Origin of the sequence: Halobacteriovorax sp. RT-2-6 (genome assembly GCF_047085025.1) — a bacterium.
Classification (GTDB): Bacteria; Bdellovibrionota; Bacteriovoracia; order Bacteriovoracales; family Bacteriovoracaceae; genus Halobacteriovorax_A.
This window is the reverse complement of sequence record NZ_JBKIYH010000002.1, coordinates 818,965-845,169: the sequence shown is the minus strand read 5'-3', so window position 1 is coordinate 845,169 and position 26,205 is coordinate 818,965. Positions and strand designations below refer to the sequence as shown.

Annotated in this window: 27 protein-coding genes; 19 read left to right on the top strand and 8 right to left on the bottom strand. The window is 36.2% G+C overall.

Annotated elements, in window-relative coordinates:
* Positions 1-83 precede the first annotated feature (83 nt).
* The 3 genes from ACMAYS_RS12565 to ACMAYS_RS12555 form a co-directional block, all read right to left on the bottom strand.
* Positions 84-1,394, bottom strand: a complete 1,311-nt coding sequence (locus ACMAYS_RS12565; protein ID WP_392993364.1) for a cytochrome-c peroxidase — start codon at positions 1,392-1,394, stop codon at positions 84-86.
* A gap of 147 nt (positions 1,395-1,541) precedes the next feature.
* Positions 1,542-1,748 carry a 50S ribosomal protein L32 gene (gene rpmF, locus ACMAYS_RS12560; RefSeq protein ID WP_103217831.1) on the bottom strand — a complete coding sequence of 69 codons (207 nt, stop codon included), beginning with the start codon at positions 1,746-1,748 and terminating at the stop codon, positions 1,542-1,544.
* A 105-nt stretch (positions 1,749-1,853) separates the two neighbouring features.
* Positions 1,854-2,426, bottom strand: a complete 573-nt coding sequence (locus tag ACMAYS_RS12555) for a YceD family protein (RefSeq protein ID WP_392993361.1) — start codon at positions 2,424-2,426, stop codon at positions 1,854-1,856.
* Positions 2,427-2,523: 97 nt separating this feature from the next.
* Between ACMAYS_RS12555 and ACMAYS_RS12550 the strand changes: the two genes are divergently transcribed.
* The 10 genes from ACMAYS_RS12550 to ACMAYS_RS12505 all read left to right on the top strand — a co-directional run bounded on the left by ACMAYS_RS12550 (position 2,524) and on the right by ACMAYS_RS12505 (position 11,956).
* Positions 2,524-3,030: a shikimate kinase gene (locus tag ACMAYS_RS12550; RefSeq protein WP_103217833.1), complete on the top strand. Its 507-nt coding sequence runs from the start codon at positions 2,524-2,526 to the stop codon at positions 3,028-3,030.
* Between the two features lie 59 nt (positions 3,031-3,089).
* Complete coding sequence (locus tag ACMAYS_RS12545; RefSeq protein ID WP_103217834.1) at positions 3,090-4,442, top strand: hypothetical protein; 1,353 nt, start codon at positions 3,090-3,092, stop codon at positions 4,440-4,442.
* Positions 4,439-5,566, top strand: coding sequence for an alanine racemase (gene alr / locus ACMAYS_RS12540; RefSeq protein WP_103217835.1), 1,128 nt, complete (start codon positions 4,439-4,441; stop codon positions 5,564-5,566). Before ACMAYS_RS12545 ends, alr begins: the two co-directional genes overlap by 4 nt.
* Before the next feature lie 37 nt (positions 5,567-5,603).
* Positions 5,604-6,404, top strand: a complete 801-nt coding sequence (locus tag ACMAYS_RS12535; RefSeq protein ID WP_103217836.1) for an MlaE family ABC transporter permease — start codon at positions 5,604-5,606, stop codon at positions 6,402-6,404.
* A gap of 1 nt (position 6,405) precedes the next feature.
* On the top strand, positions 6,406-7,158 hold the full coding sequence (locus tag ACMAYS_RS12530) for an ABC transporter ATP-binding protein (protein ID WP_103217837.1): 753 nt from the start codon (positions 6,406-6,408) through the stop codon (positions 7,156-7,158).
* A gap of 27 nt (positions 7,159-7,185) precedes the next feature.
* Entirely contained in the window at positions 7,186-8,556 is a 1,371-nt protein-coding gene (locus tag ACMAYS_RS12525) for an MlaD family protein (RefSeq protein ID WP_103217838.1), read from the top strand.
* A gap of 14 nt (positions 8,557-8,570) precedes the next feature.
* Entirely contained in the window at positions 8,571-9,674 is a 1,104-nt protein-coding gene (locus ACMAYS_RS12520) for a hypothetical protein (RefSeq protein ID WP_103217839.1), read from the top strand.
* Positions 9,675-9,940: 266 nt separating this feature from the next.
* The gene (locus ACMAYS_RS12515) at positions 9,941-10,765 is read left to right on the top strand and encodes a hypothetical protein (protein ID WP_103217840.1); all 825 of its coding nucleotides are present in this window, start codon (positions 9,941-9,943) and stop codon (positions 10,763-10,765) included.
* Positions 10,762-11,349: an L-threonylcarbamoyladenylate synthase gene (locus ACMAYS_RS12510; RefSeq protein ID WP_412463408.1), complete on the top strand. Its 588-nt coding sequence runs from the start codon at positions 10,762-10,764 to the stop codon at positions 11,347-11,349. Before ACMAYS_RS12515 ends, ACMAYS_RS12510 begins: the two co-directional genes overlap by 4 nt.
* Positions 11,333-11,956, top strand: coding sequence for a methyltransferase (locus tag ACMAYS_RS12505; protein WP_392993350.1), 624 nt, complete (start codon positions 11,333-11,335; stop codon positions 11,954-11,956). The genes ACMAYS_RS12510 and ACMAYS_RS12505 overlap by 17 nt, the downstream gene beginning before the upstream one ends.
* Here the strand turns inward: ACMAYS_RS12505 and ACMAYS_RS12500 are convergent.
* The gene (locus ACMAYS_RS12500; protein ID WP_158246857.1) at positions 11,939-12,469 is read right to left on the bottom strand and encodes a DUF721 domain-containing protein; all 531 of its coding nucleotides are present in this window, start codon (positions 12,467-12,469) and stop codon (positions 11,939-11,941) included. The two genes, ACMAYS_RS12505 and ACMAYS_RS12500, sit on opposite strands and share 18 nt — an antisense overlap.
* A gap of 77 nt (positions 12,470-12,546) precedes the next feature.
* Here ACMAYS_RS12500 and ACMAYS_RS12495 point away from each other — a divergent pair, with 77 nt between their 5' ends.
* Positions 12,547-13,206: a hypothetical protein gene (locus tag ACMAYS_RS12495; protein ID WP_103217844.1), complete on the top strand. Its 660-nt coding sequence runs from the start codon at positions 12,547-12,549 to the stop codon at positions 13,204-13,206.
* Positions 13,154-14,122, top strand: coding sequence for a hypothetical protein (locus ACMAYS_RS12490; RefSeq protein WP_146037839.1), 969 nt, complete (start codon positions 13,154-13,156; stop codon positions 14,120-14,122). The genes ACMAYS_RS12495 and ACMAYS_RS12490 overlap by 53 nt, the downstream gene beginning before the upstream one ends.
* 78 nt (positions 14,123-14,200) lie before the next feature.
* On the opposite strand, the gene rpsT is transcribed toward ACMAYS_RS12490, so the two are convergent.
* Positions 14,201-14,461 (bottom strand): 30S ribosomal protein S20, encoded by a 261-nt coding sequence (gene rpsT / locus ACMAYS_RS12485; protein WP_103217846.1) that lies wholly within the window; start codon positions 14,459-14,461, stop codon positions 14,201-14,203.
* 227 nt (positions 14,462-14,688) lie between these two features.
* Between rpsT and ACMAYS_RS12480 the strand changes: the two genes are divergently transcribed.
* The 4 genes from ACMAYS_RS12480 to ACMAYS_RS12465 all read left to right on the top strand — a co-directional run bounded on the left by ACMAYS_RS12480 (position 14,689) and on the right by ACMAYS_RS12465 (position 18,588).
* Positions 14,689-15,534, top strand: coding sequence for a 3-hydroxybutyryl-CoA dehydrogenase (locus ACMAYS_RS12480; protein ID WP_103217847.1), 846 nt, complete (start codon positions 14,689-14,691; stop codon positions 15,532-15,534).
* Positions 15,524-16,315: an enoyl-CoA hydratase/isomerase family protein gene (locus ACMAYS_RS12475; protein WP_233189710.1), complete on the top strand. Its 792-nt coding sequence runs from the start codon at positions 15,524-15,526 to the stop codon at positions 16,313-16,315. Before ACMAYS_RS12480 ends, ACMAYS_RS12475 begins: the two co-directional genes overlap by 11 nt.
* Before the next feature lie 3 nt (positions 16,316-16,318).
* The gene (locus ACMAYS_RS12470) at positions 16,319-17,458 is read left to right on the top strand and encodes an acyl-CoA dehydrogenase (RefSeq protein WP_103217849.1); all 1,140 of its coding nucleotides are present in this window, start codon (positions 16,319-16,321) and stop codon (positions 17,456-17,458) included.
* A gap of 74 nt (positions 17,459-17,532) precedes the next feature.
* Positions 17,533-18,588 carry a hypothetical protein gene (locus tag ACMAYS_RS12465; RefSeq protein ID WP_412463407.1) on the top strand — a complete coding sequence of 352 codons (1,056 nt, stop codon included), beginning with the start codon at positions 17,533-17,535 and terminating at the stop codon, positions 18,586-18,588.
* A 380-nt stretch (positions 18,589-18,968) separates the two neighbouring features.
* Here the strand turns inward: ACMAYS_RS12465 and ACMAYS_RS12460 are convergent, their stop codons facing one another.
* The 3 genes from ACMAYS_RS12460 to ACMAYS_RS12450 form a co-directional block, all read right to left on the bottom strand.
* Positions 18,969-20,807 carry a hypothetical protein gene (locus ACMAYS_RS12460; RefSeq protein ID WP_103217851.1) on the bottom strand — a complete coding sequence of 613 codons (1,839 nt, stop codon included), beginning with the start codon at positions 20,805-20,807 and terminating at the stop codon, positions 18,969-18,971.
* A gap of 116 nt (positions 20,808-20,923) precedes the next feature.
* Positions 20,924-21,154 carry a ferredoxin gene (locus ACMAYS_RS12455; RefSeq protein ID WP_021268351.1) on the bottom strand — a complete coding sequence of 77 codons (231 nt, stop codon included), beginning with the start codon at positions 21,152-21,154 and terminating at the stop codon, positions 20,924-20,926.
* A 24-nt stretch (positions 21,155-21,178) separates the two neighbouring features.
* Positions 21,179-22,642, bottom strand: coding sequence for a SurA N-terminal domain-containing protein (locus ACMAYS_RS12450; protein WP_103217852.1), 1,464 nt, complete (start codon positions 22,640-22,642; stop codon positions 21,179-21,181).
* Positions 22,643-22,771: 129 nt separating this feature from the next.
* On the opposite strand from ACMAYS_RS12450, the gene mreC reads away from it, so the two are divergent.
* The 3 genes from mreC to mrdA are packed head-to-tail and all read left to right on the top strand — an operon-like array spanning position 22,772 to position 26,204.
* Positions 22,772-23,662 carry a rod shape-determining protein MreC gene (mreC, locus tag ACMAYS_RS12445; RefSeq protein WP_103217853.1) on the top strand — a complete coding sequence of 297 codons (891 nt, stop codon included), beginning with the start codon at positions 22,772-22,774 and terminating at the stop codon, positions 23,660-23,662.
* Positions 23,659-24,189, top strand: coding sequence for a hypothetical protein (locus tag ACMAYS_RS12440; RefSeq protein ID WP_103217854.1), 531 nt, complete (start codon positions 23,659-23,661; stop codon positions 24,187-24,189). The genes mreC and ACMAYS_RS12440 overlap by 4 nt, the downstream gene beginning before the upstream one ends.
* The gene (gene mrdA, locus ACMAYS_RS12435) at positions 24,189-26,204 is read left to right on the top strand and encodes a penicillin-binding protein 2 (RefSeq protein ID WP_392993333.1); all 2,016 of its coding nucleotides are present in this window, start codon (positions 24,189-24,191) and stop codon (positions 26,202-26,204) included. The genes ACMAYS_RS12440 and mrdA overlap by 1 nt, the downstream gene beginning before the upstream one ends.
* The last annotated feature ends 1 nt before the right edge of the window (position 26,205 follow it).

The window sequence follows — 26,205 nt, the reverse complement described above, 5'->3', positions numbered from 1 at the left end:
GGGAAGGGCAGGGGCGTTATTATTTGACACTGTGTGTTTTTGGGTCAAATTTACAATAAAAGGCCACGTTTGTGGCCTTGTGTTCATTTTAAAAGTTTTGAAGCTTCTTTAAGCCTTTGTAGACGGCGTGAAGCCAATCCTGTCTTTAAGAATTGAACAAGATCTGCTTTCTCATCCTCTGTTAATTGTAGTGGACGTCTAATATCGTCATCGCTTATTAACTGATATCGCAATTTATTGTTAACAAAATTTTCATCTTTTACGATTTTTTCTTCGTAATGACCTTGAGTTACCTCTGTGACAATATAGTTTTTAATAGCAGGACGCGTGTGATTATAGTGATCAACAACCTCTTCTAGAGTCTCATAAACACCGTTGTGCATATAGGGTGCAGATAGATGAATATTTCTTAGCGGTGGTGTTCTGAAATTATATTGGTCTGCCTTATTGCCAGTGACTTCGAAGCGACCTTTATCGTTCAAGGTAGCATCTGAACTGATTGGTCCAATTTGTGGAAGCCCAATTGATTTATAATCCCAGTCGGTTAAGTGTTGGCCACTGTGGCAGTTGATACAAGCGCCTTTATCTAAGAAAACTTTTAGACCTCTTTTTTCGGATTCATTTAGTGCTCCTTGATTTCCATTTAAGTATTCATCGTAGGGAGTATCAACAAGGTTAAAGTTTCTAGTGATAAAAGCTGCTAGTGCATTAGCAACATGTGAAATATCAATTTTATTCGCTTCAAAATCTTTTGGGTAAGCGCGTTTGAAAAGATTTTGGTACATCGCGCTTTTAGATCCATTTAGAAGGCGCTTAACTAGAGCATCCCACTTTGCTAAGTCTCCTTCTTTAGAGGCGATTTCATTATCCTTTCCTAACATCTCTTCAACAGAGAGGAGAGGGAAGATAACTTGAGCTGCTAGGGCATTGCGAATTTTCTTATTTAGTTCAGGCTTGTTATTAAGCTCCACACTTGGAGTTTTAAATTCACCCTTGTTCCAGTCAACGTGAACTCGTCCATCCCAAAACATATCTGTAATTTCGTCGTAGCCAAGATTGATTAAGGCCGGAGCATGGCGCTTAATAATATGGCCTTTACCGTCTTGAACGCGACTTTTTCCAAGTCCGGCACCACCAGTTCCAATTGAGAATGGAATATTGTCTCCTGTACCAAGCATTGGATGATGACAGTGCATGCATGTGATATCTTTATTTCCACTTAGGCGAACCTCTGCAAATAGGCGCGATCCTAGAATTACTTCATTCTGATTTTGTAGTTGGGATTCAGGTAGGGAAGTTAAGTTGTGTTTTTTGATGAGCTTAGAAAGTGCTTCATCTAATGGGGATAGGGCAAATGTATTAAATACGAATGCAATTGTTAAAAGTAGTCTCATGGTCTCTCTCTCAGTTTGTGTAGTTTAGTTATACTAAAAGAAAGTTTGATGGGTCAAACTGATTTTTATTAGATTCCAGCAGACTTTGAAAACGCAAAAAGCCCACTCATAGAGTGGGCTTTCTTATATGAGAAATAATGAATTATCTTATTCTTCTACTTCTTCTCTGTCTGCTTTTGTAGCGAATACTTTCTTACCTTTCCAGTAACCAGATGGAGAAATACATCCCTTCTTAGTTAACTCACCAGTTGTTGAATCAGCTACAACTACATTATTCGCGTAAAGCTTGTGTGTTTGACCAGCTCTTCTTAGGCCTTTTCTTGAAACACTTGTCTTCTTCTTAGGTACTGCCATTTTCTACTCCGTTATATTCAACTTCAATTTTTAAAAATCTTTACGAATGAGCTTACTTAAATACCTTACTCACTCCATTATTACAAGCCTAAAAGTTAGGCCTTATTAATTCTTATGTTCGCAACTGCCTGTATTTAGGTCGACTCCACAAGTTTGACATAGACCCTTGCAATCTGCGTCATGAACTGGGTAGTGATTTATGGCCAAAAAGCAGTTTTCTGCTACGGCTTCTCTTAAATCTGCCTTACCTCTTTCGTGGAAAAACATATCTGCAGTTTCATCAGAGATGTAAATCTCATCAACTTCTTCATACTCAGGATCGTCTTCATATCTCTTATTAATAAAAGCACAAGTGAACTCAGTTTCAAACTCTTGAGGAGTATCAATAAGACAACGTACACAAGTTGCTGTATAGGCTCCTGAAGCTTTTCCTTTAACGATTAGGTGCTCGCCAAAAGTATAGTCGCGAGCATTTTTAAGTTGAAGTTCAACATTTAAGTGCTCGAAGCCCTCAGGCTTAACTTCAGGTTCGAAGTCCTTTGTAATACCGTCTAGGATTGATTTTACCCACGCATTATTTTTATCAGTAAGATGATAAGTTTCAAACTCATCACCAACGCGTGAGATGAGAATCGTTGAATCTTTTAAGAAAGTATTATCTTTATTTACGATTTGCATTTTTTCCTCTGTGATTTGAGTTCTCTGTTTATATTGCGAGGGGCCAAAAGGCAAGAAAATTAGGACATTATGAACTTAATCGTGTAGTTTTTTACTTATGAGAATCTTTCTAACGGGCTTTTCTGGAGCCGGCAAAACAACATTTGGTGAGAAGCTATCTAAGGATGATAAATTTCAAGTATTTGACTTAGATGAAGAAATTTTTAATCGTATGGGAACTGGCTATGACTCGCTTGCGGAGTATATTCAGGACATTGGCATTGAAGAATTTCGTAAAGACGAAATCGATATGATTAAGCTACTTCATCAAAATATGAAAGATGATTATCTTGTTTCACTTGGGGCCGGAGCATTAGATGAGCAAGTTGTGGTTGATTTCATTTCAGAAATTGGCGGAAAGCTTGTTTATATTCAAAGTACATTTGAAGAATGCTGGGAAAGGCTTAAAAAGGATAATAATCGTCCATTGGCCAAAAATGGTATCGATTTTATGAAAGATCTCTATGAAAAGCGAACTCCAAGCTATGAAAAAAGTGATCTATTTCTTACGCAGGCACAAATTCAAGAAATAAATACAGTAGAAGAGCTCTTAAAATTGCTATAACCCTTCTATTTTGATACGATTTTAGACGATGTTATGTCCTTAGAAGGAGTTTTTGCGCCATGACAATGATTAGTCCAAAAGTAGCCATTCTTTCTTCGATGATTGAAGATTGTAAGGGATTTTCTAAAATCTTTAAAAATATCAATATTCTTATTGATTCATTTGATGACGCAGATTCATTTCTAATCTCTCATATTCAAAGACAATATGACTTAGTATTAGTACGCGCTCAAGATGTGGACTATGAAGGCCAATCTCTTTTTGATCGTCCTGAGCTAAAGAAAGTTCAAAGAGCATTCATTGTTGCTTCAAACTCTGACTTGAAGTCAGTTGCTAAAATTGAAAGTCTTGGATCGATCTTCACTGAATTAGATCTTCTAGTGCAAGTGCGTGGAGTTCTTGATCAATATAATCGCAAAACATCTTTAATTAGACAGGTTAATCAGCTTGAAACTTTCCATGATAAATATCGTCACAAACAAGAAGCTTTAGTTGCAAGTCTTGAGAGTGAAAGAACGAAGACTCTTTATGGAAAAGATTTCTTTGAAGTTTGCGACATAATTAATTTCAATAAAGATGAGAGTGACTTTAAATCTCTAATTGCAAATGTATTTGAGCCACAAGAATTTGTAACAAGTGTTACAGTTTTTGATCTTAATAGTAATACGAATAAGTTATGTGCCGTTAAATATGATGGGATGAAGAATATCAATGTTCCTGATATCTGGTTAGGTCATATTAAGCTTAGAGGGGTTAATGAGAACGGAATGAATATGGTAAAGAATATAGTTTCTAGCCTTGTTCATAATCCTGTTGTAACTCTTGCAATGTCTGCAAATGGTGTGGATATTACAACTGTTGTAGCTCTTGAAGTTGATCGTGATTACTTATTTAATTTTAACTGGCAGGTTGTAGAGTCTCTACTAAGTGGAGTATATGCTCAAATAGTGAATGCAAATACTCACTCAGCTGCGGTGGCAAGTGCTCAAGGACCTTTTGAGTTACTTGGTCAAATCTCTCAAACTACTCACGGAAGAAATCTTATTGCTGTAGACACTTCTGAAATATCAGATCTACTGGAATTAAGATCGGACTTTGATTTTGATTGGGAAACTTTTTGGCGCGATATGAAGATCAATCTATCGCAGATAACTAATTTATCAAATATTTATAATATCTCTTTTGAATCAATTGTTTTAGATGTTGAAAATGATTTCTTCGAAGAAAGTTTTGCAGCGGCAAAAGATCTTTGCAAAAATATTCGCTTAGCAAAGTATTTTTCAGGGAAGGATAAGAGTTTAATTCTTTCAATGTCATTAAATGTATTTGAAGTACCATATTCTCAGTATTCAATGGTAACAACAGCAAGAAAGTTGAAAGCTAAGAGATCGTTTCAAGAAAGCACAATATGAGAATAAAAAGTTGCATGGAGATTAACGTCTCAACTCTTGCAAATAATTACCAACTACTGAAAGAAATTTGTCCAAATAATGAAGCCCTTTTTATGGTTAAGGCAAACGCCTACGGCCATGGAATGGTTCCAATTGTTAAGTTTGCGTACTTTGAACTAGGGATTAAAGAATTTGGCTGTGCCAGTATTGGTGAAGCCTTAAGACTGCGTGAAGAAATTCCTAATGGAGAGTTTGAAGTATATGTTTTCTCAGATGTGAATCTAGATCTTCAAGAAGCAGCAGATATCTATTTAAATAATCGAATCATTCCAGTTCTATCAAACGAATCAAACTTGAAGTACTTTTTAGAGCAAGAAGACTTTAGATATTTTCCTCTGTGTTTAAAATTTAATACGGGAATGAATCGACTTGGATTGAGGCTTGATCGAATTGATGAAGTCGTTAAACTAATTAAAGCTTCAGGTAGAAAGAGTATCTATCATTTGATGTCGCACTTTTCGAGCTCTAGTTTATCGATGGATAAAAATAAGAGAAATCTTGCACAAAAAGAAAATTGGCGTGAGCTAAAATCGCAATTGCTTGCATCAGGGATAGAAATTGATAAGTCATCACTTGCAAATTCTGGAGCAATTGAACAGAAAGTAGGCTTGGAGGAAACACACGTAAGGCCAGGACTTATGATGTATGGACCAACTTCACTTCTTCCTCAGTATAGTCACCTGAGCTGTTGGCAAGGAAAGTTAATTTCTAGACTTGAGACAACTTTTATCAACAGTTTTAAAGTAGATCGCGGGACTCCAATTGGTTATGGAGCAACTCCATGTCCAACAGATGGTGTTGTTGGGATATTTGCACTTGGTTATGGGGATGGCTTTTCGACTCGATATCAAAATGTTCACTTAAGACACGGTAAAGAAATTGGCCAAATTGTCGGGCGAGTGAATATGGATATGGGACAAATTTTGTTTAATAACCAAGATCTTGAAATTAAAAATGGAGAGAGATTTGTGGTTTGGGATCAAAGTGGTGAGAACTTCTCTAACATATGCCTCGAGTCTAAGACAATTCCTTATGAAGTGTTCATTCACTTAACAGAAAGAATTCCCAAAATTTATCGACAGTAAGTAGCAGTTTCATTTTTTTTCCCGTAAAATTTCAGTAATGAATTATTTACTTAGAAGTTTTGTCATCTTTAATGAAAACTTAGGTCGCATCATTATTAAAAATGTTGCGGGCCTTGGAACGATAATGAATTTTATCGTTAACTTTTTCTATTGGGCCAGTCGAAAGCCTTATCGTTTCAAATTATTTTTTGAGCAGATGGACTTTATTGGCAATAAAAGTTTATTCATTATTTTCTTGGCCGGATCATTTACGGGAATGGTTATGGCCTACCAAACTTATTTTGGTTTCAAGTTAATTAACGTTGATTCACTAGTTGGGCCAGTTGTTGCAATTACATTGGCTAAAGAATTAGCTCCGGTATTAACTGGTTTGATTGTTGCAGGACGTGCTGGAGCAGCTATGGCAGCGCAGATTGGAACAATGAAGGTTACAGAACAAATTGATGCACTTGAAGTTATGGGTATTAGTAGTGTTCAATTTCTTGCTGTACCAAGAATTGTTGCCGGAACATTATCTCTACCATTACTTTCAATTTTCTTTCTCTTAGTAGGAAATATTGGATCTTATATTGTTGGTACTGTTGCCCTAAAAATTGATGATGCGATTTATCTCTCAAAGCTTGGACAGTTCATGTATGTCTCAGATATTTTCCAAGGAATAATCAAAGCTATCGTATTTGGATTTGTTATTTCTGTTATTGGAACATATTTTGGTTTCTCTGTTACAAAAGGTGCCCAAGGGGTAGGTAAGGGAACAAACTTAGCTGTTGTTTGGGGAATGATCTCGGTACTCGTTCTTGACTATTTCTTAACGAGCTTTTTAGTGCAGGTGATGTAGAATGTTACACTTTGAAGATTCGTCAGTAAAAATATTTAATTTAACTAAGACTTTTGGAAAACATACTGTCTTAAATGATCTTAGTTTTGATATTCAAAGAGGAAGTATTACAACAATCCTGGGGTTCTCAGGAGCGGGGAAGTCGACTCTTTTAAAACATATTCTAGGGCTTCATCATCCAACTTCTGGAAAAATTGAAGTGTTAGGCAAAGATCTTTCTCTTTTAGAAGAAGATGAACTTAGAAAGTTTCGTCAAAACTACGGAATGCTTTTTCAATATGCTGCCTTATTTGACTCTAAAACAACTTTTGAAAACGTTTCTTTTCCATTAGAAGAGTTCACTAAAATGACTCCAAAAGAAATAGAAGAGAAGGTGTTTGGTCTACTAAAGTCAGTAGGTCTCCAAGAAATTTCATTTGATAAATTACCAAGTGAACTTTCTGGGGGGATGAGAAAGAGGGTTGGTCTTGCAAGAGCGCTGGCCTTAAGTCCACAGGTTATGCTCTATGATGAGCCAACTACTGGTCTTGACCCAATTACGACTAAAATGGTCAACGACTTAATTGTCGATACGAGCCATAAACATAAAGATATAGGATTAACGTCAATTATTATTTCTCACGATGTTAAAGCGACGCTGGAAATTTCCGACTACGTTGCCTTCCTTAATCGTGGTAATATTGTTGAGTACTTACCAGCGAAAGAGTTTAGAAATTCAAAGCACCCTTTGGTGCAAGAGTTTATAAATCTGTAAGTACTAAGCCTAGGGAAGAGGGTTAAAATGAATGAATTTAAAGTTGGGCTAATGGCCCTAACTGCCATGATAGCAGTTGTTGTTATGTCACTTATTGTGACTTCAAACCAATCTGGTTTTGGAGCATATAATGAGTACTATACAACAGTAAGTGATGCGTCTGGTATTTTTCCAAAAACACCAATTAAGGTTGCAGGTATCAATGCCGGCCGAATTAAAGAAATTCGTCTAATTGGAAATAAAGCAGAAATTACTTTCGAAGTTCTAGCAAGAGTAGGAATCACAAAAGGATCAAAACTGAAGATTCGCTCTGTTGGTTTCCTTGGCGATAAGTATCTTGAAATTTATATCGGAAACTCTGAGGTTATTCTTCCTGATGGTTCAGAAATTATTGCAGAAGAGAAAGCGGGGATAGAGACGCTTTTAAAAGATGCAACAGATGTTATGCAAGATGTGAAAACACTTGTCGGAAGTATCAAAGAATCATTTGTTCCAGAAGGTGGCGAGCCTGCAATGAAAAAGATCATTCGCGACGTTCAGCTTACTCTAGAAAATACTCGTGAAATGACTGCAAAATTGAATGATATTGTTGGTCGCAATAACGAGAAGATTCAAAATATTGTGAATAATCTTGAAGCATTTTCTGATCAAATTGCCTTTCAAACAGATGCAAATGAGCCTGAGAGTACAGTTGCTGATGTAAAAGAAATTTTAAAGAAAACAGATCGTATGATGGCCGACCTACAAGGCCTTGTAAGAGATATTAAAGATGGTAAGGGGACAGTTGGTAAGCTACTTGTAGAAGAAGAGATTGCTGATGAGGTTAAAACGACTTTAGCTAGTGTTCAAAAAGTTATTGGGCGTGTTGATAGTATTCGTACTCAATTTTCTGTTTATACAGGGGCCAATACGGGAACAGGACAAACTGATACGACAGCTGAACTTAGAATCTTTCCTTCTCCTGGACGTTTCTACTTACTTGGTGTGACAACAACTGAGTTTGGACCAGAAAGAAGAAAGATTACAGAGACGACTGTTGGTGGAACCACAACTGTTGTTGATGAGAAGAAAAGAAAATATAACGATATTCTTCTTAACCTACAGCTTGGCCGTCGCATTGATAACTGGACATTTCGTGGTGGTCTAATTGAATCATATGGTGGATTCGCTGTGGATTATAATTTTGACGATATTGGTCTGGTATCTTCATTAGAAGTTTTTGATTATAGAGAAGATGTAGGGCCAAATATTCGCGTTGGGCTAGATTTACAACTTTGGAACGTACTTTATGGTAAAATCGAAGGTGAAGATTTAATTAATGACCCACATGCAGTTTATAGTCTTGGTCTAAAATTTAATGATGAAGACTTAAAAGGATTCATAGGAATTTTTCTATAGGATGTAGTAAATAGATGATGATGGACAATAGAAATTGGCTAATTCGCACAAAATCAAATAAGATTCTTGGCCCACTTTCGAAACAAAAAGTTATCGAATTTGTTCAAGATGGAACACTTACAGAGGAAGATGAAATCTGTAGTGGTAATGGATATTGGTTTTGGATTAAAGAAGACGATTTATTAAATCGTTATTTATTTGGCGAAGAAGAGCAAAGTTTCAATCCTGTATCAGAGGCAAAAACAAAGGTTGCCTCTAGCGTATCTAAGCTTGTAAAGACTACTGGTATAGTCGAAAAAATTAAAGACTCTGAAGAACTTCCTGCTACACCAAGTTCTACTGAAGCTGAAACGACGGCTTCTGGATCAATCTCAATAAATACAACAGAAGATGGTGAAGAAATCGTTTTACCAGAAGATGGTGATCTCGATTTTCCTGAACCAATTGATTATAGCAATAATACTCTTCCACAACATGATGCTCCAGTTGTTACAAACGCAAGTCCGCTAAAGGATATGGATGCTGGTGTTAGTATGGCCGAAGTTGCTGAGGCCATGAATGTAGAAGAGGAAGAAATTGTATTACCAAGTGATGATGACCTAGACTTTCCAGATCTGGGAAGTACACAGTCAACGCTTTCTCTCGTCTCTGAAGAGCAAACGGACACATCAAGCAGTGAGAGCCAAATTGATCTTCTTGTTGCTGAAGCAGAAGCTGAGAAAGAGAAAATTGTCGCTGAAGCAGATTCTAATTTAGACGAGATTGCTGAAGATGCGAGACTTGCTCTTGAGGAAGAAAAGCTAGCAGGGCTTCCAGCATCGGCGCCAAATTTAGATGAGGAAGAAGAAATAAAGCCTATGAAGGCCGTTGAAATGCCTCGTCCAAAAAGAAAGAAGACGAAGAAAAAATCGACGAAATCAAAAAAGAAAAAGAGAAAGAGTGACTATAGCTTTGTCTATGTGGCCATTGGAGTTCTCATAATTCTTTTATTTTTTATTTCTAAGTTTTATTCAAAGTTAGTGGGAAAGGATCTCTTTTCTGAGCTTCATTTTAAAATGCCTACTACAACAGTATTAGCGCAAGAGTTTCAAGCAGATAAAAAAAAAAGATATTTTTAAACTTTGTTAATATTTCTTATAATTTATCGTTAAGTGGAGTTGAGTACAAGCCTGAGTTTGTAAAATCAGCACCTCCAAATTGTTCAAATATTTCACAATTTGAATTTAATTTAATCTATGCATTTACAACTTCTGGCCAGTCCTCAAACCAGTGGATTGAGTTTCAGGCAAAATGTCAGGAGCTATTTTATTCAGATCTTATTGTTCAAAATAAAAAAGAGAGTCGTTCATTAAAAGCACTCGAGGAAATCGAAGAAGCTTTAAAGATGAAGTTTGATAGCAAAAATATTGGACATCAGAAGTTTTTGAAAAAGTTAGAAAGAGAAAACTTTCATCAATTGATGTTAGAAATTGTCATCGCTTCTTCTTTAAATAAAGCAGAATGGTTAACTGGTGTAATCATTGACCTTTTAAAAAGAAATATCGAATTATATCCAGTTTGGATTAATGAAAATATTCCGCGTGAAGCAAGAGCAAGGTATGAGGGAGCACTCATACGTATTTTTGATATTATTAATAACTCAAGTATTGATGAAGTTTATAAACTAATGCTTTTTAAAAAATTCACTCATATCTCTTCTGGAGATAGTCGATTAAAACTATCACAGCTTCTAAACCAAACATTTGGCTCGACTCTTGAGTTTGATCTCTCTAGTTATAAATTTGGAATCAAGCTCGCTCCATTTTGGGTTCAGGAATTAGAAGACTTTAAGTTGAAGCAAAGACTTGTCGAGCGCTATTTTAATACTCCTGCGATTCAAGGTTTTGATGACTATGGAAATATTTTGTTTGAATATAATATTCCAAATATAGGAAAAAAGAGGGATGAGTTAATTGAGAAGGTAGCTTCATCTTATCAGTCATATAATTTTGAAAAAATGATGTCATTGATTGTTGGACTTAGAAATCCTGTCTTTAAGCGAGAATTAGTTAAGAAAGATAAGTTTTTTGAAAGACCTATTTTTAGTATTGAAAGAACTTATCTGGCAGAGAAATTAAACGAAAAAAATAGTAGCTGGATTGCATTTCATTTACTATATCTAGGGCAAAGAGACGAAAATATTATTAAGAACATAATGGTCGACCTATGAAGAATATATTTATTTATCCAACTGATACAGTTTGGGGTATTGGTGGAAATCCATTTGAAATAGAAACATATGAACTGATCGCAAAGATTAAGGGGACTTCTGTAAACAAACCTCTGAGTATCTTAACAAATGATGTCCAACAGCTTATTTCAATCTCTAGAGGCTCGGAGAGTTTGGATGAGTTATTTGATGACCTCTTTAAGTTTCAGATAACAGTAGGGTTACCAAAAGCTAGCTTGTCACTTAATTTCCCTACAGGTCCATTTGATGAAACAAGCTTTATCTGTTTTCGCGTAATTCAAAATGAGATTATTGATGAATGTATTAGGGACTTCCCAGGTTTCATTACTTCTACAAGTCTAAACTTAACAGGTGAAGATCCTATTAGTGATACTGAAGAAGCTAACTTATTTTGGCAAAAGCATTGCCCTGAAACGAACTTTATCAGTTCCGAGTTTTTAACTCCAAGTGGGAAGTCTTCAACAATTGTCTTTATATCTGGCTTGAGTGCAAAAATAATACGAGAAGGTGAGGATATTAAAAAAATTCTCGAAACATTAGATAAGCATGGAATTAATTACTGATTATTCTCAACCTGAATTTTATCGTTTTTCTCGTGATTCAATTGAGCTTGCTGACTCGGTTGTAAAATACCTTTTGGCAAAAACGATTAATCCAGAAACAATTGCTGACTTATGTTGTGGTTGTGGAGTTATATCCCTTGAAATAATTCAAAAGCTATCAAATAAAGTATCATTAAACACGACTTCTCTTGATCTCTACGAGCTTCAAGAAGAATACCTCGAACATATTGAAAATAATATTGATCAACTTCGTAAGTACTTACCAAGTATTAAATTTAAAACTCAAATTTGTAATATACTAGATGACTCGAACTTAGCTACTAATTCTTACGATCTCATTGTTATGAATCCTCCTTACTTTAATCAGGCCAGCGGACGATCTGCTTTGAATGAAAGAACTAGGAAATGTCGCGAATATAAAGATGGCCAATTTGAAGCATTATTAAAAAAAGGCGCAGAGTTATTAGCGCCAAAAGGATATTTCTTCTTTGTTTGCCGTGAAGATAAAGATACAAAAAATGTCATCAGTAATATTTCAAAAAATTATTCAATTGAAAGGTTAGATCAGACAAATGCCTTTTCAATATTTTTACTTTTTCGTTCTTAATTGAAAGAATAAGGACTTTAGAGATTCTTTCAAGTCATTATCACTAATATCTCTAAATTCATTTTCTGCTGCTTGCATAATTGCTTTGTATTCAGGAGACTGAGGGTGAAGTCTATTTTCAACTTCTTGTTTTACCTTCTCTTTTTGAACAACAGAAGATTTCTTTTTTGTGAAGTATTGATTATCTACTTGGAAAAAGACCTTTGAAATATGACCTTTTGTTTGTGGCAGTACATTACCAATAGACTTGATAATTTCTGTTTCCATATACTTAAGCTGTTGAGCATAAACTGGGTGAGACGTTAAAATAGTCAGTGACTTATGCTTAAGTTTCAATGGAATTGTAAATTGTGAAAGTCTTGGCCCAACAATTCTATCCCATGAATTTGAAAGATCGAGGAAGTCAAAAAGGTCGACACTTCCAAGGCCTTTTTGCTTGGGAGCATAGTTCTTATAGCGCGCCAGCTGGCCGTCAGTATCAATATCTTTAAGAATATCTTTCAGGTTTTTCACAGCATGCATCATATATTAAATAGGCTCTCACAGTCAAAGTAATAGACGATTCCATTAATCCTAGGCATATTAGTAATATGAAGTTTCTTATACTTATAAGCATCGTTTTATTAAGTTCTTGTGCGGGGTATCGTTTTAGTGATTCAAGTAATCCTTTTGAGGCCCAGGGCGTGCACAGTGTAACAGTTTTTGTTGTTAAGAATCACACAGGGATTACTGGCCTATCTCAAATTTATACAGATCAAATAGTTGAGACATTATCTTCATTTAGTAACTTAAGAGTTCGTTCTGGAAAGAATTATCGAAGTGATGCAATACTATTGGCCGAAATTACAAGTAAGAAAATTGCTGGTAAGGAAGTTAGGGAGCAAGGTGATACTCTGATGAGTGATGATCAGAAAAATCAACTTGGTGGAAATAGAAATGCATTCTATCTTTCGACTGAAGGTGCATATGATTTTGATATTGAAGTAAGTGTTTTTAAAAAACCAAACTTTGAAGAAATTAAATTCTACGAATCATTTTACAAGTTAGATCATTCTCAATTTCCTCGTAGTATTTTCTCTAAGAAATTTACGATTAACAGTTCTTTTATTATTGAAAATACTGTTGGTGGCATTGATACATCTGCACCTCTAAGAAGTGTAAAGAATAGAGGTACATTCAAGAAGTCTCTAGTAGATGATGCAAAAGAGTTCGGAGAAGACTTTAGAGAGGTACTTCTATATGCCTTCTAAAAAGCAAAGCTTCGAACTAAATGGTATTGATAAGATCGTTTCAGTTCTAGAAGCATTTGATGGTGTTTATCATCTGAGTGTTCCAGATGAGTTTACTTCAAAAATTATTTGCGATAGCTTGGCCAAGAAAGCTAAGAAGCTTTGGCCTCATGAATTTAGTCTCGACTTTATTGAACAAGAACTTCTTGCTGGTGGTGGTTTGTTTGGTCCATCAGGGCCATTCATTGTAATTGATGCTCAAGATATTAAATCAAATGCATTTGATACATTTAATAATAATCGTCATTTAATTAATGAATCAATTATCTTTATAACGAAGGGAAGGCTACCTAAGGGATTTCCTAAAGATGACTTAACGGCACTTTCTTTAAGTGCTCCTAAGCCATGGCATTTTGGCCAATATCTTGATGTTTTTGCAAAATATTTTGGTTTTCAGATCTCTGCTCAGATTAAAAACTTTATTGAAAAGTCTGTGCCTGAAAATGCTAGTGATTATTTCAACTGCTGCCATATTCTTTCTCACCATGTTGACGAGAGTGGGATGATATCTCTCGATAAGGCCAAGACTCTTATTAAGATTAAGAAATTGGATTTTTTTGATCAGGCAGATTTATTCAATCAATCAAATCTTAAAAGGTTTTATTTGAACCTTCTTCTTATTGAAGACGATTTTGGAATATATCTCGATTTTTTCCGCTCATTCCAGGGGCATGTAAATAAGGTTATTGATCCTTCATATTTGGCTGCGAAAAAAACACCTAGTAAATACGATAGGGGAATTCAGCTTGCTTCTCGTAAATGGGATTTCCAAGAATTAGTTAAATTTCAACAGAAAATGATTGATTTTGAAATCATGGCAAAGTCAAAGGACTTTTGGTTGAGAGACAGTCTACGAAGAGAATACTTAAGTCTATAGGATTAACTTCAAATAAGTACAAACACAAAAAGCGGAGAAATATCTCCGCTTCTTATATATTCAAACTTTCGAAAAAGATTAAAGTTTGTTGATTTGACCAGCAAGTCTAGATGTTTTTCTACCAGCAGCGTTACCTTTGATAACTCCGTGCTTAGAAAGACGTGAAAGAAGCTTTTGCGCTTTAACTAGTAGAGATGATGCCTCTTCTTTGTTACCTGCTTCAATAGCATTTCTTACGTTCTTTACAGCTGACTTAACAGCAGTTTTTCTTGCAGTATTTCTTTCGTTTCTAACAATTGATTGTCTAGATCTTTTCTTTGCAGATTTGTGGTTTGCCACAATCGACTCCTACGTTTAACTTGTTCAACATCTAATTAATAAGCCCCTTTTTATAATCTGCCAAGGGCCTTTTTGCAAGTGAAAAGTTAAAATTACACGATAAGTCACTATATTTTGTTGTTTTTGTTGGTTGGGCCATAGGACCAAATAAGGCCCTATTAACCAGTAATTTAATGGACGATCCCTTTTAAATTAGGTACTTTCAATGCCAATACAAAGGAGACACAATGATTAAACAAATTGCCGTTATTGGAGCAGGGCAAATGGGGCGTGGAATTGCTCAAGTTGCTGCTATGAATGACTATAAAGTTTTTATGTACGATATCAGTGCCGAGGGTCTTGAGTTCGGTCACAACTTTATCAAAAAGCAATTAGACAAAGGTGTTTCAAAAGGGAAGTGGGAGCAGTCTTACGTTGAGGCGACTCTTGCAAATCTTACGACAACTTCTGATATGGCCGACCTTAAGGATTGTGATCTATTCATTGAAGCTGCAACTGAAAACAAAGAAATCAAATTTAAAATCTTTAAACAATTAGATGAAATTGCAAAACCTGAAGCGATTCTTGCTTCGAATACTTCTTCAATTTCAATTACTGAAATTGCTGCTGCAACTTCTCGCCCAGCGAAAGTAGCAGGAATGCACTTTATGAATCCAGTTCCTGTAATGAAGCTTGTTGAAACAATCACAGGGCTTGAAACAAGTTCTGAAACAATCAACGCTGTGGAAGAAGCTGCTCAGAAAATGGGGAAGACTGTTGTACGCGCAGACGACGTAGCAGGCTTTGCTGTAAATAGAATTCTTATGCCAATGATTAACGAAGCTTTCTATACACTTTATGAAGGTGTTGCTGAAGCTAAAGGTATTGACGATGCAATGAAGCTTGGATGTAACCAGCCAATGGGTCCATTAGAACTTGCTGACTTCATCGGTCTTGATACTTGTCTTGCAATCATGGAAGTTCTTCACGATGGTCTAGGTGATACAAAGTATCGTCCATGTCCACTTCTGAAAAAATATGTAACTGCTGGGCGCTTCGGACGTAAAGTAGGTAAGGGTGTTTATGAGTACTAATTTTGAAACAATCTCATTTGAAAAAATGGGTGATATCGGAGTTTTAAAAGTAAACCGTGAGAAGAAGTACAATGCTCTTAACTCACAAGTTCTTCATGAACTAAAAGATTTCCTATCTTCACTAAGCGAAAATCATGACCTTAAAGGGATGATTTTTACAGGTGCTGGAGAGAAAGCATTTATTGCTGGTGCCGATATCGCAGAGATGAGTGATATGAGTGTTGATGAAGGACATGACTTCTCAACTCTTGGACAAGATGTAACGCTACTTTTTGAAAGTCTTAATATTCCAGTTATCGCATGTGTAAATGGTTTTGCACTTGGTGGTGGTTGCGAAATGGCAATGGCATGTGACTTTATCTATGCAACTAATACTGCAGTATTTGGTCAGCCAGAAGTTAAGCTAGGTCTAGTTCCAGGCTTTGGTGGAACACAAAGATTGTCTAAGCTTATTGGTCGCAATCGCGCCAAAGAAATCATCTATACTGGACGCAATGTAGATATTAATGAAGCAAAAGAAATTGGCCTTGTTGTTCGTTCATTTGAAACTCAACAAGAAATGCTTGATGAAGCAATGAAGACACTTGAGTCTATTGCAAAGAACTCACCAAATGCTGTAGCTATTTCAAAAATGCTTATGAATGAAGGAAACGACCTTACTGTTGAAGAAGGTCTAGATATTGAAGCTCGCCACTTTGGTGATATCTTCTCTTCTTACGATATGAAAGAAGGGACAGCTGCTTTTGTTGAAAAAAGAAAACCTGTATTTAAAGGGGAATAATAAATGATGTTAAGTGACTACCAAGAACTTAGAGACCTAGTTTCTAAATTTGCAGACAGTGAAGTTGCGCCACTTGCGGCTTCTATTGATAAGAATGAAAAAATTCCAACTGAGCTTGTTGCTAAGCTTGGTGAAAACGGATTCCTAGGTTCATATGTTCCAGAAGAGTACGGTGGAGCAGGTATGGATTACGTTTCATACTCAATTATCGTGGAAGAGATTTCACGTGCTTGTGCTTCAACAGGGGTACTAATCTCAGCTCACACATCTTTATGTGTTTATCCAATCTTAAACTTTGGTAATGAAGAACAAAAGAAAAAGTATCTTCCAAAGCTTGCTACAGGTGAGCATATTGGTTGTTTCTGTCTATCTGAACCAAATGCAGGAACTGATGCTGGTTCATTAACAACTTATGCAGAAGATAAAGGTGACTACTACGAGATTAGTGGAACTAAGAACTTCATTACAAATGGTAAAGAAGCGAATATCGCTGTTGTTTTTGCAAAAACTTCTAAGACTGATAACTATAAAGGAATCTCTGCATTCATCGTTGAATGTGACTCAGAAGGTTTCGAAGTTATGAAATGTGAAGATAAGCTTGGGATCAAAGGATCTTCAACAGCTCAAATCGCATTTGATAAAGTTAGAGTTCCAAAAGAAAATTTACTAGGCGAGTATGAAAAAGGTTTCAAAATTGCGATGAATACACTTGATGGTGGACGTATCGGTATTGCTGCTCAGGCCCTTGGGATTGGTGAAGCTGCATTCCGTTATGCAAAGCACTACTCAAATGAAAGAGTTCAGTTTGGTAAGCCACTTCACGCTCTTCAAGCGATTCAATTTAAACTTGCTGATATGAGTACAAAACTTGCTGCGTCTCGTCTTCTAATTTGGGAGGCTTCTCGTAGAAAAGATAATGGTGAAGAGTATTCACTACAATCTGCTCAGGCAAAGCTATTTGCAGCTGAATCGGCAATGTGGATTACAACTCAAGCGATTCAAGTTTGTGGTGGTAATGGTTATACAAAAGAGTATCCGGTTGAGAGATTCTTCCGTGACGCTAAAATTACAGAAATTTATGAAGGGACTTCAGAGATTCAAAGAGTGGTTATCGCTGCTAATGAGCTTAAGAGCTTAAAGTAGATAGTTGTTCAATTGAAAGAGAAGTGATACGGTTTTAACTTGTTATGTTAAAGAAAATCTTGGAGAAAGTAGGCATGGCCAAAAAAACTACTAAGAAGAAAACAGCTAAGAAAGCTGCGAAAAAAGTTGCGAAAAAAACGACTAAGAAAACAACTAAAAAAGCAGCACCTAAGACAGCTAAGAAAACAGCTAAGAAAGCTGCAAAAAAAGTTGCGAAGAAAACAACTAAAGCAGCAGCTAAGAAAGTTACAAAAAAGACGGCCAAAAAAGTTGCCAAGAAAGTAACAAAGAAAGCGGCTAAAAAAGTAACAAAAAAAGTGGCCAAAAAAGCTGAAAAGAAAGTCGCTAAAAAAGTTGCAAAGAAAACTACAAAAGTAGCAGCAAAGAAAGTTGAGAAAAAGACTACTAAAGCTGCAGCTAAAAAAGTTGCAAAGAAAACAACTAAGGTAGCAGCTAAGAAGACAACTAAGAAGGCTGCAGCTGAGAAAAAAACAACTGCAAAGAAAGCAACAACAAAGCCAACAAAAGCGAAAGCAAAGAAGGAAGAGGTTGTTGAAGAAGTTGTAGAAGTTGAAGAAGAAATCGTTGAGGTACAACCAGAGCTTTTTGATGAAGATGAAATCGAAGAAGAAGAGCTTGAGGTTGCTGGTGAAGACGAGATTTTAGAAGAAGAGGACGAGGAAGAAGAAGTAATTAAAAAGACTCCACTTCCGGCAACTGAAGAAGAAAAAGTTGAAGAAGTATTCAGACTTGCTGAAACTTTAGACTACTTCCTAGGTGATACAGATGAGTGTTTAGCAAAAGGATGTGATAATCCTGCGACTACAGCTGGTTTCTGTCGTCTTCACTATATTGGATATTGGAAAGAAATTAAGAATAAGATCTCAATTCTTGAAGAAGGAATGCTTCAGAAATATGTAAAAGAGATTATTGGTAAGTACCCGATAAAAGTTATTGATGAAGTTCTAAAAGATCTTAATGATGATAAGGCATTCGTAGATGTTCTTCGTGAGATGGATATTGAAGCGGATGAGAGCTTTGACGAAGTTGATGATATTGATGCAGAAGACGATCAGGATATCGCTTTTGAAACTAAGTCATCTGTTAAAGCTATTATGGATGAGGAATAGCGTCATTGTTTGCCCAAAGGCAAACTATTGGACGCTATGCCAGCTCCCCAATCTTTAGCTAGAAAACTAATTCAACAAGCCGGGTTCAAGCCCGGCTTTGTTGTCTCAGGAGCAATGGGAAAGATGTCGCAAAATAAAAGCGACACTTTAGCGAAGCTAAAGTTAGCGAATAATCTTTCTCATATGACCGAAACACGCGAGCTACGCTCTTTGTTTCTTGAGTCACATTCATCTCTGCTTCAAAACTGCCCTTTGGGGCACTTTTGCCGCAGGATGTGTCTCAGGAGCAATGGGAAAGATGTCGCAAAATAAAAGCGACACTTTCACGAAGTGAAAGTTAGCAAAAAAATTTACTTAAAAAATCAGAATTACTTAGAAACCTACTCACCCTTAAATAAACTTAAAAGATAAGTGTTAATATCACCAACATCTAGTGTGGCATCATCATTTGAAGATTCAGAATAGTCCATTCCTGTAGTTGCAAATTTTTCATTAAGATCATCTGCAGAGTAACCAATCGATCCTAGATCAACTCCCATCTCTTTGTACTTTTCACGATTCTCTTCCGAAAGGATAGAGTTTTTCATCTCCATTGCTAGAGCACGCGTGTTTCGTTGAGTATCTTCGTTTTCGTCTCCACTACGAATTTCCAGGTATGAAGAAACGATATTATTAAAGTGTACGAGCTTAGAGAAATTCTCGGCTTTTTTCTGCGTTTTTTCTGCTAGTGCCGCTATGGTTTCAAGATCTTCAATTTCGCTAAATTCATCACCCTTTGTTGTATGTTTTTTGATTTCATCACTTAGAGATTGAAGAATGGCGTCTTTCTTGGCCTCATAACGTTTTGCAATTTGATCCTTTACACCTTGAACAGTTGCAAGATTCTTAGCTTCATCCTCAGTGTAACCTTCTTCAATAAGAAGTTTTGCAACTTCCTCTGGATTATCTTCGATATCTTTTAGTCTTTGTAGTGTAACTTCTTCTTGTACCTTTAGCTCTCCAAGAAGAGAGTACTGTTCCTCTCTATTTGATGAAAGAAAGTTTTTACATGCCTCTGCATCAACGATCTTGCCATCTTTATAACATTCTTCCATTGCTGCAATCTCTTCTTTTTGTCCTTTTGCAACAGCGTCCATTGCTTCACCAGAAGAAATCGTTGTAAGAGCATCAATACTCTCGTCTGACTTTTCTCGTGAATCATACATTTTTACATTTGATAAGCTATCTGTGCCTTGAAGTTTTTCAAACTTCTTTGCGATACCATCTGTTGTTGTAATACTTTGTCTTGCTAACTCAATATACTGAATGACGTTACAGGCTCTTGGGTATGAGTAGCGAACAAGAGAATCACACTTATCAACTTTTTCGTCACTATCTTTACCTGAAACATGTTTTGCACAAGTATTTATGATATCTGCACGAACGATCTTTTTCTCGCCTTGTGTGTTATTCGGGTCGGAGTTGAAAACTTTGAATTCTCCACCGGCAGCCCCTGCGTAGCAAACAGCGTTGATATTACCAATACATGCTTCCCAGTTACTTGCAGATTTTAGAACTTGTTTTTGTTCACCGGTATTTGGATCTGTTCTTATGATAGTTTCATTTAGGCCAACGAGGTTTTCATTTTTAACTTTTTCTCTTACCGATTCATCTTCAGAAATGAGAGGGTAACCATAGTTCTTTGATTCAATACAGTAGCTCGTTGCTGCTGAGATAATATTTTTACCAAGTTGCGTTTTATATAATTCAAAGAATGTTTTTTGACTTGCGATTTTATCGTATTGGCCAGTTTTACTATCAAATTCTCCGTAAAGGGCCTTTTCAAGCTTTTCGATAAGAAATTGTTTTAAGGTTTCAAGTCCTTTTGATGTTCCTTTGGCCGTATCCATTGTTGTACGATAGCGCCCGGATCCATCTTTTCCACTCTGCTTCTCAACTAGTTTGTTGATTTGCTTAAGTGTTCCTTCATCGGCCTGAATTTTTCCCCATAGACAATTTCCAACTTCAACACCATTAAATGATGTTTTCTCTGATTCCTGTCGATAGCATTCGGAATACATATCCTTGACACCAGGAACACTCATGGCACTTTCAAACATCGGGTTCTGACTTGTTAGAACTTGAAGATAACGTGCTTCTTGATTGTCATTGCTATTTTTTGCAACGGCACTAAAGCTTAAGCTCGTTAGAATGAATAGGGTTTTTAACCTCATAACCATATTATACTACTCGGTTATTTGGGCAGATAACTTTAATTCAATTTGATTTAATTTAATGTGATTTTAGTAGTTTAGGAGATTAAAAAAGAGAGGTGAGTTGCAAAGAAATTGAGGACTTAGCCGTCCTCTCCAATAGCTTCTACTGGGCATGCCTCAAGAGCAGACATACACTCTTCAAGTTCAGCATCATTTGAAGGCTGAAGCTTAACGAAGGCATGGCCTTCGTCGTCATTCATTTCAAAGAAGCGAGGAGCCTCCATCACGCAAGCATCACAGGCGATGCATTGGTCATCAACATAGAACTTTCCATCTACATTTTGATCAAATTTTGCGCTTTTGTCGGCCATCTCACTTCTCCAAATTATTTAAAATTACTGTGGTAATTGTGCGTATTTATTTTGCTTAAAAGTATATTCTTTTCCTAACTTATCTAGCAGAGTTTTTAGAGTTTGTTGAGCACTAATATTAGTAAGTGCGTTCACATCATAACCCTTTGAATCTGTTGATTTTGCAGGAGTCGTAGCAACAATTGTTGTTTGTGTAGCGTCTTCAAAAGTAAATAGACCCGAGTCTTTTGTGAAAACTTCAGCAACTTGTTTCTCATCAAGTTCACCTGTTGGTCCAGCACCTTCAAGTTTATTGATATTGATTTCTTTAATACCAAGTCCGTACTTCTCTTCAAGTGACTTAAGTGCTTTTGAGTTTGAAGCTGCTTTTTGTACTTCTTTAATTGCTGTTGCCATTAGAGGAGCAACATCTTTTTCTTTTTGAAGAATTTCTTTTGCAATATCTCTTTGGTGATCTTCAATTTTTGCAACTACCGCTTCTTTACGATCTTGAGCGTAAATGATGTGGTAACCATATGAAGTCTTAACTGGCTGAGAGATTTCACCTTTCTTAAGAGCAAATGTTGCTTTTTCAAATTCTGGAACCATTTGTCCACGCTTAACCCAGTTAAGGTCTCCACCGTTCGTTTTACCTTGTGGCTCTTGAGTATATTTCTTAGCAAGAGTTACAAAGTTCTTAGTGTTAACTTCTTTTCTGATCTTGTTTGCTTCTTTAAGTGCTTCTGCTTCATTTCCATTTTCAGTAGAAATTAAAATATGTCTTGTTCTAACTTGCTCAGGTTGACTAAGTAGAGGCAGCTTGTCTTTAAATAAAGATTCTACTTTAGCCTTATTAGCTTCTTCTTTTAGAAAAGCTGTAATATCTGAAGATGAGATTGTTACAAGCTTTCTTACGTTTGCACTTTTGATTGTAATAATCTTTGCATTTCTCTTGTCATTGTAAAGTTCATTTAATTCTTTAGTAAGAGCTTTTGAAACAGGAACATGTTGAACAATGTTTTGTAGTTTCGTCAGTGCAATTCTTTCTTTTTGTTCTTCTTCATAATTTTCTGGAGTGAACTTGTTATATGAAAGAAGAGTTTTATATTTATTGATATCGAACTGCTTATTTGTTTGGAAGTATGAAGTGTTTTTAATTTCATTAATTACTTCATCTTTTGAAACAAGAATCCCAAGATCTTCAGAAAGAACAACTCTTAGTTTTTGGAAAACTAAATTTCTGATCGCGTTGTCATAAACTTTATATTGACTCATTTGTTGAGAAGTAAGAGGTTGGCCTCCACCAATAAACTTTGAGTAAAAATCAGATTGTCTTTGTACTTCCATGTTAAAGTCGCGAACCTTAATATCGTGACCAGCAACACTACCAATTGAATCAGGTGTTCCCGTATTGAAAAATGGGCCTGAAACCATGAATGAAATAACGATAATTCCGATGAAAAGAGTCAGGAATATCTGCGATGATTTTTTCTGAAAATTAGATGACATTTTACCACTCCATGTAATTTTAATTTTCGTTATTATCACTTAAATATGCTACTCCGTAAAGAATATTGGCAGTTTAAATAATCCTGTGTACTCTTTTAATATAAAAAAAAATAGCAACTTAGGATTAGAATGAAGCTAATTGCATCGGAAGGATCTCGAACCAAATTAATCATAAACCTAGTTGTTCTATCACTTGCATTTTACGGCGTGTCAAAGCGTAAGGCACCTTACAAAGAAGCCTCAATTTTTGAAAATGTTATGATGGACACGTTGGCACCTCTTCAAAGAGGCATTTCAAATGCATACAAGAATGTAGCTTCGTTCTTTGAAGACTATATGCTTAATGTTAATGCGTCGAAAGAAAATGTTACTTTGAAAGAACAAATTGGTTCGTTAAAGCAGGAAGTATTTGCGTTAAAGCAATTAGAACAAGAAAACCAACGCCTGCGTCAAATCTTAAATTTTGGTAAAAAAATTAAACATGAAATGATCTCTGCTCAAGTTGTGGCCTGGGACTCTTCAAGTGACTTTAGAGTTATTCGTATTGATAAAGGTTTCAAGGATGGTATTAAGTTGCAATCTACTGTTGTAACTTCAGATGGAATCGTTGGCTACGTTTATCGTTTAACAGATCACTTTGCCGACATTCTAACAATACTTGATCCAAGTAACCGCGTTGATGTTATCGTAAATCGCACACGTTCATATGGTATTCTTGAAGGTTATTCTGGATGGCGTACTGTGATGAAGTATGTGGTACGTACAGATCCTGTTCGTTTGAATGATCTTGTTATTACTTCAGGACTTGGAAATATTTATCCTCGAGGAATCCCTGTTGGGATTATCACAAAGATTGAACGAGAGAGTTATGGGATTACTCAACACCTAGAAGTAACTCCAACTGTCGACTTTTCAAAACTTGAAGAAGTCGCTGTTCTTGTTCCTTCAGAGGACCAAGACAAGAAACGTGTGGAGTGGGAAGCTCTAGAGAATAATGCTCAACAAGGAGATGGGAGATGATTAAGTCTTCAGATATCCCAATTCGATTATTAATAACTGTATTAATCCTAATTGTACTAGAAGTTTTGGCCAGTGCTTTCTTACCACTATTTGGCCTTAACAAATACATGATTCCATTTAATGTTCTTCTTGTTCTTTATATTGGTTTCAAATTGGAAACTCCGTATCTTGCAATTATCATTTTAATTCTTCAATTAACTCATTCACTTTTTTCAATTGAAGGGTGGGAGTACGGAACAATTTCGGGAATCTTAATTTGTATTGTGATTGGATACCTAAGAGATCTTCTACACTTTACAAGTAGCTTTATCACGATGCTGACAGTTTTTCTCTTTCAGGTTCTTTGGTTTTTTATCAGTTCATCACTACTATATTTAAAGTTTGATAGCTTCGATTATATTGTGCAGAAATTTTGGCGCTTTATTCCTGAGAGTATTATTTTATCTTTATTAGCTCCTATCTTCTTTTCATTACTTGATAAAGTTTGGAGAACGAAGAGTGAAGGCCTTATGGGGAATAATGTCTAATGTTTGCTGAAGAAGAAGTAGTTCGGTCTCATAAGACTAGGGCCGACATTCTATTTACTTTAATTACACTCGCGTTTGCGATTATTTTAATACGTTTATGGTACCTTCAGATTTACCAAGGTGATCTACTGTATCAATATTCAATTCAAAACCGCTTAAGAAAAGAAACAGTTAAGGCACCAAGAGGAATGATCTTTTCACGTAATAATCAACTCATGGTTGATAACGTACCTCGTTTTGACTTAGTTATTATTCCACAATACTTAGACAATAAGAAAGAGACGATTAAGAAGCTTGCTAAAATTCTTGAAATGACTGAGAAGGAGATCTACTCAACTCTTAAGAAATTTCGTGGGCAAGCACGCTATCGTCCTGTTCGTATCAAGAAAAATATTTCTAATAAAGAAGTGGCCATCATTGAAACAGAAAATGAGAAGCTTCCAGGTGTTCAAGTTGAAACATTTATTTCTCGCGAGTATCGAGATAAGGAAGTTGGTTCTCACTTGCTAGGTTATATTGGAGAGATTTCTCAAAACCAACTACCTCGTTATCGCAAAAGAGATAATATTGATTACAAGCTTGGAGACTTTATTGGTCAAGCAGGTGTTGAAGAAAGATTTGATCAGGACCTTCGAGGAGAAGATGGTTATCAAATTATGGAAGTAGACGCTAGAGGGCGTATGCGCCGTTCTATTGGAACTAGTAATATTCTTGCGGGCATTGAAAATAAGAAAGCAACACCAGGAAACAACCTAAGATTAACAATTGATCGTGATATGCAAAAAACTGCTTATAAATCCTTAGAGGGGAAAGTTGGTGGTGTTGTTGCTGTTGACGTTAGAAATGGTGAAGTACTAACGATGGTATCTCGTCCTTCATTTGATCCTGGGCAGTTTTCTAAGGGGCTAACTTCAGAGTATTGGAACTCTCTTATTAATAATCCTGACCGCCCACTTCGAGATCGTACAATCCAAGATCACTATGCTCCAGGTTCTACATTTAAAGTTTTTACAGCGATTGCTGCTTTAGAAGAAGGCATCATTAAAGCTAAAGATGAAATTATGTGTGGCCCACGCTTCCGCCTAGGTCGTCGTACTTATAATGACTGGAAAAGATCAGGACACGGAATAACTGATTTATACAAATCTCTAAGAAGATCTGTTGATGTTTATTATTATAAAATCGCAGTTGAATTGGATATTGATGTACTTGCAAGATATTCGAGAATGTTTGGACTTGGTGAGAAGACAGGTATCGCACTTCCAAGAGAAACGACAGGTCTAATTCCTACTCGTGAGTGGAAAGAAAAACGCTTTGGAGAAAAGTGGCAAGATGGTGAAACGGTAAGTTGTGTTATTGGACAGTCTTATGTTTTAACAACTCCACTTCAACTTGCTGTTTCTTATGCTGCGATTGCAAATGGTGGGAAGGTTTATAAGCCTCAAATCGTTAGAGAAGTTTTTAATAATAAAGGTGATATCATTAAAAGCTATAAAGAAGATCTAGTTCAAACAGCAAAGGTGAGTGAACAAACTCTGATTGATGTAAGACAGGGTCTTTATGAAGTGGCCAACCACCCAAGAGGTACTGGTTGGTGGGTTAGAGGTACTGGTGTAAAGATGGCCGGAAAGTCTGGTACGTCTCAGGTTATCTCGATGAGTACAACTGAGCTATTTCAAAAATGTTCTGAGAAACCATATAACCAGAGACACCACGGGTTATTTGTGGCTTTTGCTCCATATGAAAATCCTCGTGTTGCAGTTGCAGCTGTTGTTGAACACGGTTGTTCTGGATCAGGTGCTGCAGGACCTATTGTTCGAGATGTTCTAACGACGTATATGAAAAAGTATATGCCAGATCTTCATAAGATTTATGCCAAAGAAGATCGCAAGATCATGTCAGACTTTTTCGCCGATAGAAGAAAAAAGCGTGAAGAAGCGGAAAGACTTAGGGCCGAAAAAGAAAAGAAGAATGAAGATTCTGATGGTGATGACGAAGGTCAAACTGAAGATTAAA

Excerpts from the sequence above, each read along its gene's own strand:
- ACMAYS_RS12470 (WP_103217849.1), top strand. The coding sequence starts at position 16,319 with ATGATGTTAAGTGACTACCAAGAACTTAGAGACCTAGTTTCTAAATTT.
- alr (WP_103217835.1), top strand. The coding sequence starts at position 4,439 with ATGAGAATAAAAAGTTGCATGGAGATTAACGTCTCAACTCTTGCAAAT.
- ACMAYS_RS12440 (WP_103217854.1), top strand. The coding sequence starts at position 23,659 with ATGATTAAGTCTTCAGATATCCCAATTCGATTATTAATAACTGTATTA.
- rpmF (WP_103217831.1), bottom strand. The coding sequence starts at position 1,748 with ATGGCAGTACCTAAGAAGAAGACAAGTGTTTCAAGAAAAGGCCTAAGA.
- ACMAYS_RS12525 (WP_103217838.1), top strand. The coding sequence starts at position 7,186 with ATGAATGAATTTAAAGTTGGGCTAATGGCCCTAACTGCCATGATAGCA.
- ACMAYS_RS12495 (WP_103217844.1), top strand. The coding sequence starts at position 12,547 with ATGAAGTTTCTTATACTTATAAGCATCGTTTTATTAAGTTCTTGTGCG.
- ACMAYS_RS12475 (WP_233189710.1), top strand. The coding sequence starts at position 15,524 with ATGAGTACTAATTTTGAAACAATCTCATTTGAAAAAATGGGTGATATC.
- ACMAYS_RS12460 (WP_103217851.1), bottom strand. The coding sequence starts at position 20,807 with ATGGTTATGAGGTTAAAAACCCTATTCATTCTAACGAGCTTAAGCTTT.
- mrdA (WP_392993333.1), top strand. The coding sequence starts at position 24,189 with ATGTTTGCTGAAGAAGAAGTAGTTCGGTCTCATAAGACTAGGGCCGAC.
- ACMAYS_RS12510 (WP_412463408.1), top strand. The coding sequence starts at position 10,762 with ATGAAGAATATATTTATTTATCCAACTGATACAGTTTGGGGTATTGGT.
- ACMAYS_RS12515 (WP_103217840.1), top strand. The coding sequence starts at position 9,941 with ATGAAGTTTGATAGCAAAAATATTGGACATCAGAAGTTTTTGAAAAAG.
- ACMAYS_RS12555 (WP_392993361.1), bottom strand. The coding sequence starts at position 2,426 with ATGCAAATCGTAAATAAAGATAATACTTTCTTAAAAGATTCAACGATT.
- mreC (WP_103217853.1), top strand. The coding sequence starts at position 22,772 with ATGAAGCTAATTGCATCGGAAGGATCTCGAACCAAATTAATCATAAAC.
- ACMAYS_RS12520 (WP_103217839.1), top strand. The coding sequence starts at position 8,571 with ATGATGATGGACAATAGAAATTGGCTAATTCGCACAAAATCAAATAAG.
- ACMAYS_RS12490 (WP_146037839.1), top strand. The coding sequence starts at position 13,154 with ATGCAAAAGAGTTCGGAGAAGACTTTAGAGAGGTACTTCTATATGCCT.
- ACMAYS_RS12480 (WP_103217847.1), top strand. The coding sequence starts at position 14,689 with ATGATTAAACAAATTGCCGTTATTGGAGCAGGGCAAATGGGGCGTGGA.
- ACMAYS_RS12535 (WP_103217836.1), top strand. The coding sequence starts at position 5,604 with ATGAATTATTTACTTAGAAGTTTTGTCATCTTTAATGAAAACTTAGGT.
- ACMAYS_RS12465 (WP_412463407.1), top strand. The coding sequence starts at position 17,533 with ATGGCCAAAAAAACTACTAAGAAGAAAACAGCTAAGAAAGCTGCGAAA.
- ACMAYS_RS12565 (WP_392993364.1), bottom strand. The coding sequence starts at position 1,394 with ATGAGACTACTTTTAACAATTGCATTCGTATTTAATACATTTGCCCTA.
- ACMAYS_RS12455 (WP_021268351.1), bottom strand. The coding sequence starts at position 21,154 with ATGGCCGACAAAAGCGCAAAATTTGATCAAAATGTAGATGGAAAGTTC.
- ACMAYS_RS12450 (WP_103217852.1), bottom strand. The coding sequence starts at position 22,642 with ATGTCATCTAATTTTCAGAAAAAATCATCGCAGATATTCCTGACTCTT.
- ACMAYS_RS12550 (WP_103217833.1), top strand. The coding sequence starts at position 2,524 with ATGAGAATCTTTCTAACGGGCTTTTCTGGAGCCGGCAAAACAACATTT.
- ACMAYS_RS12530 (WP_103217837.1), top strand. The coding sequence starts at position 6,406 with ATGTTACACTTTGAAGATTCGTCAGTAAAAATATTTAATTTAACTAAG.
- ACMAYS_RS12505 (WP_392993350.1), top strand. The coding sequence starts at position 11,333 with ATGGAATTAATTACTGATTATTCTCAACCTGAATTTTATCGTTTTTCT.
- ACMAYS_RS12545 (WP_103217834.1), top strand. The coding sequence starts at position 3,090 with ATGACAATGATTAGTCCAAAAGTAGCCATTCTTTCTTCGATGATTGAA.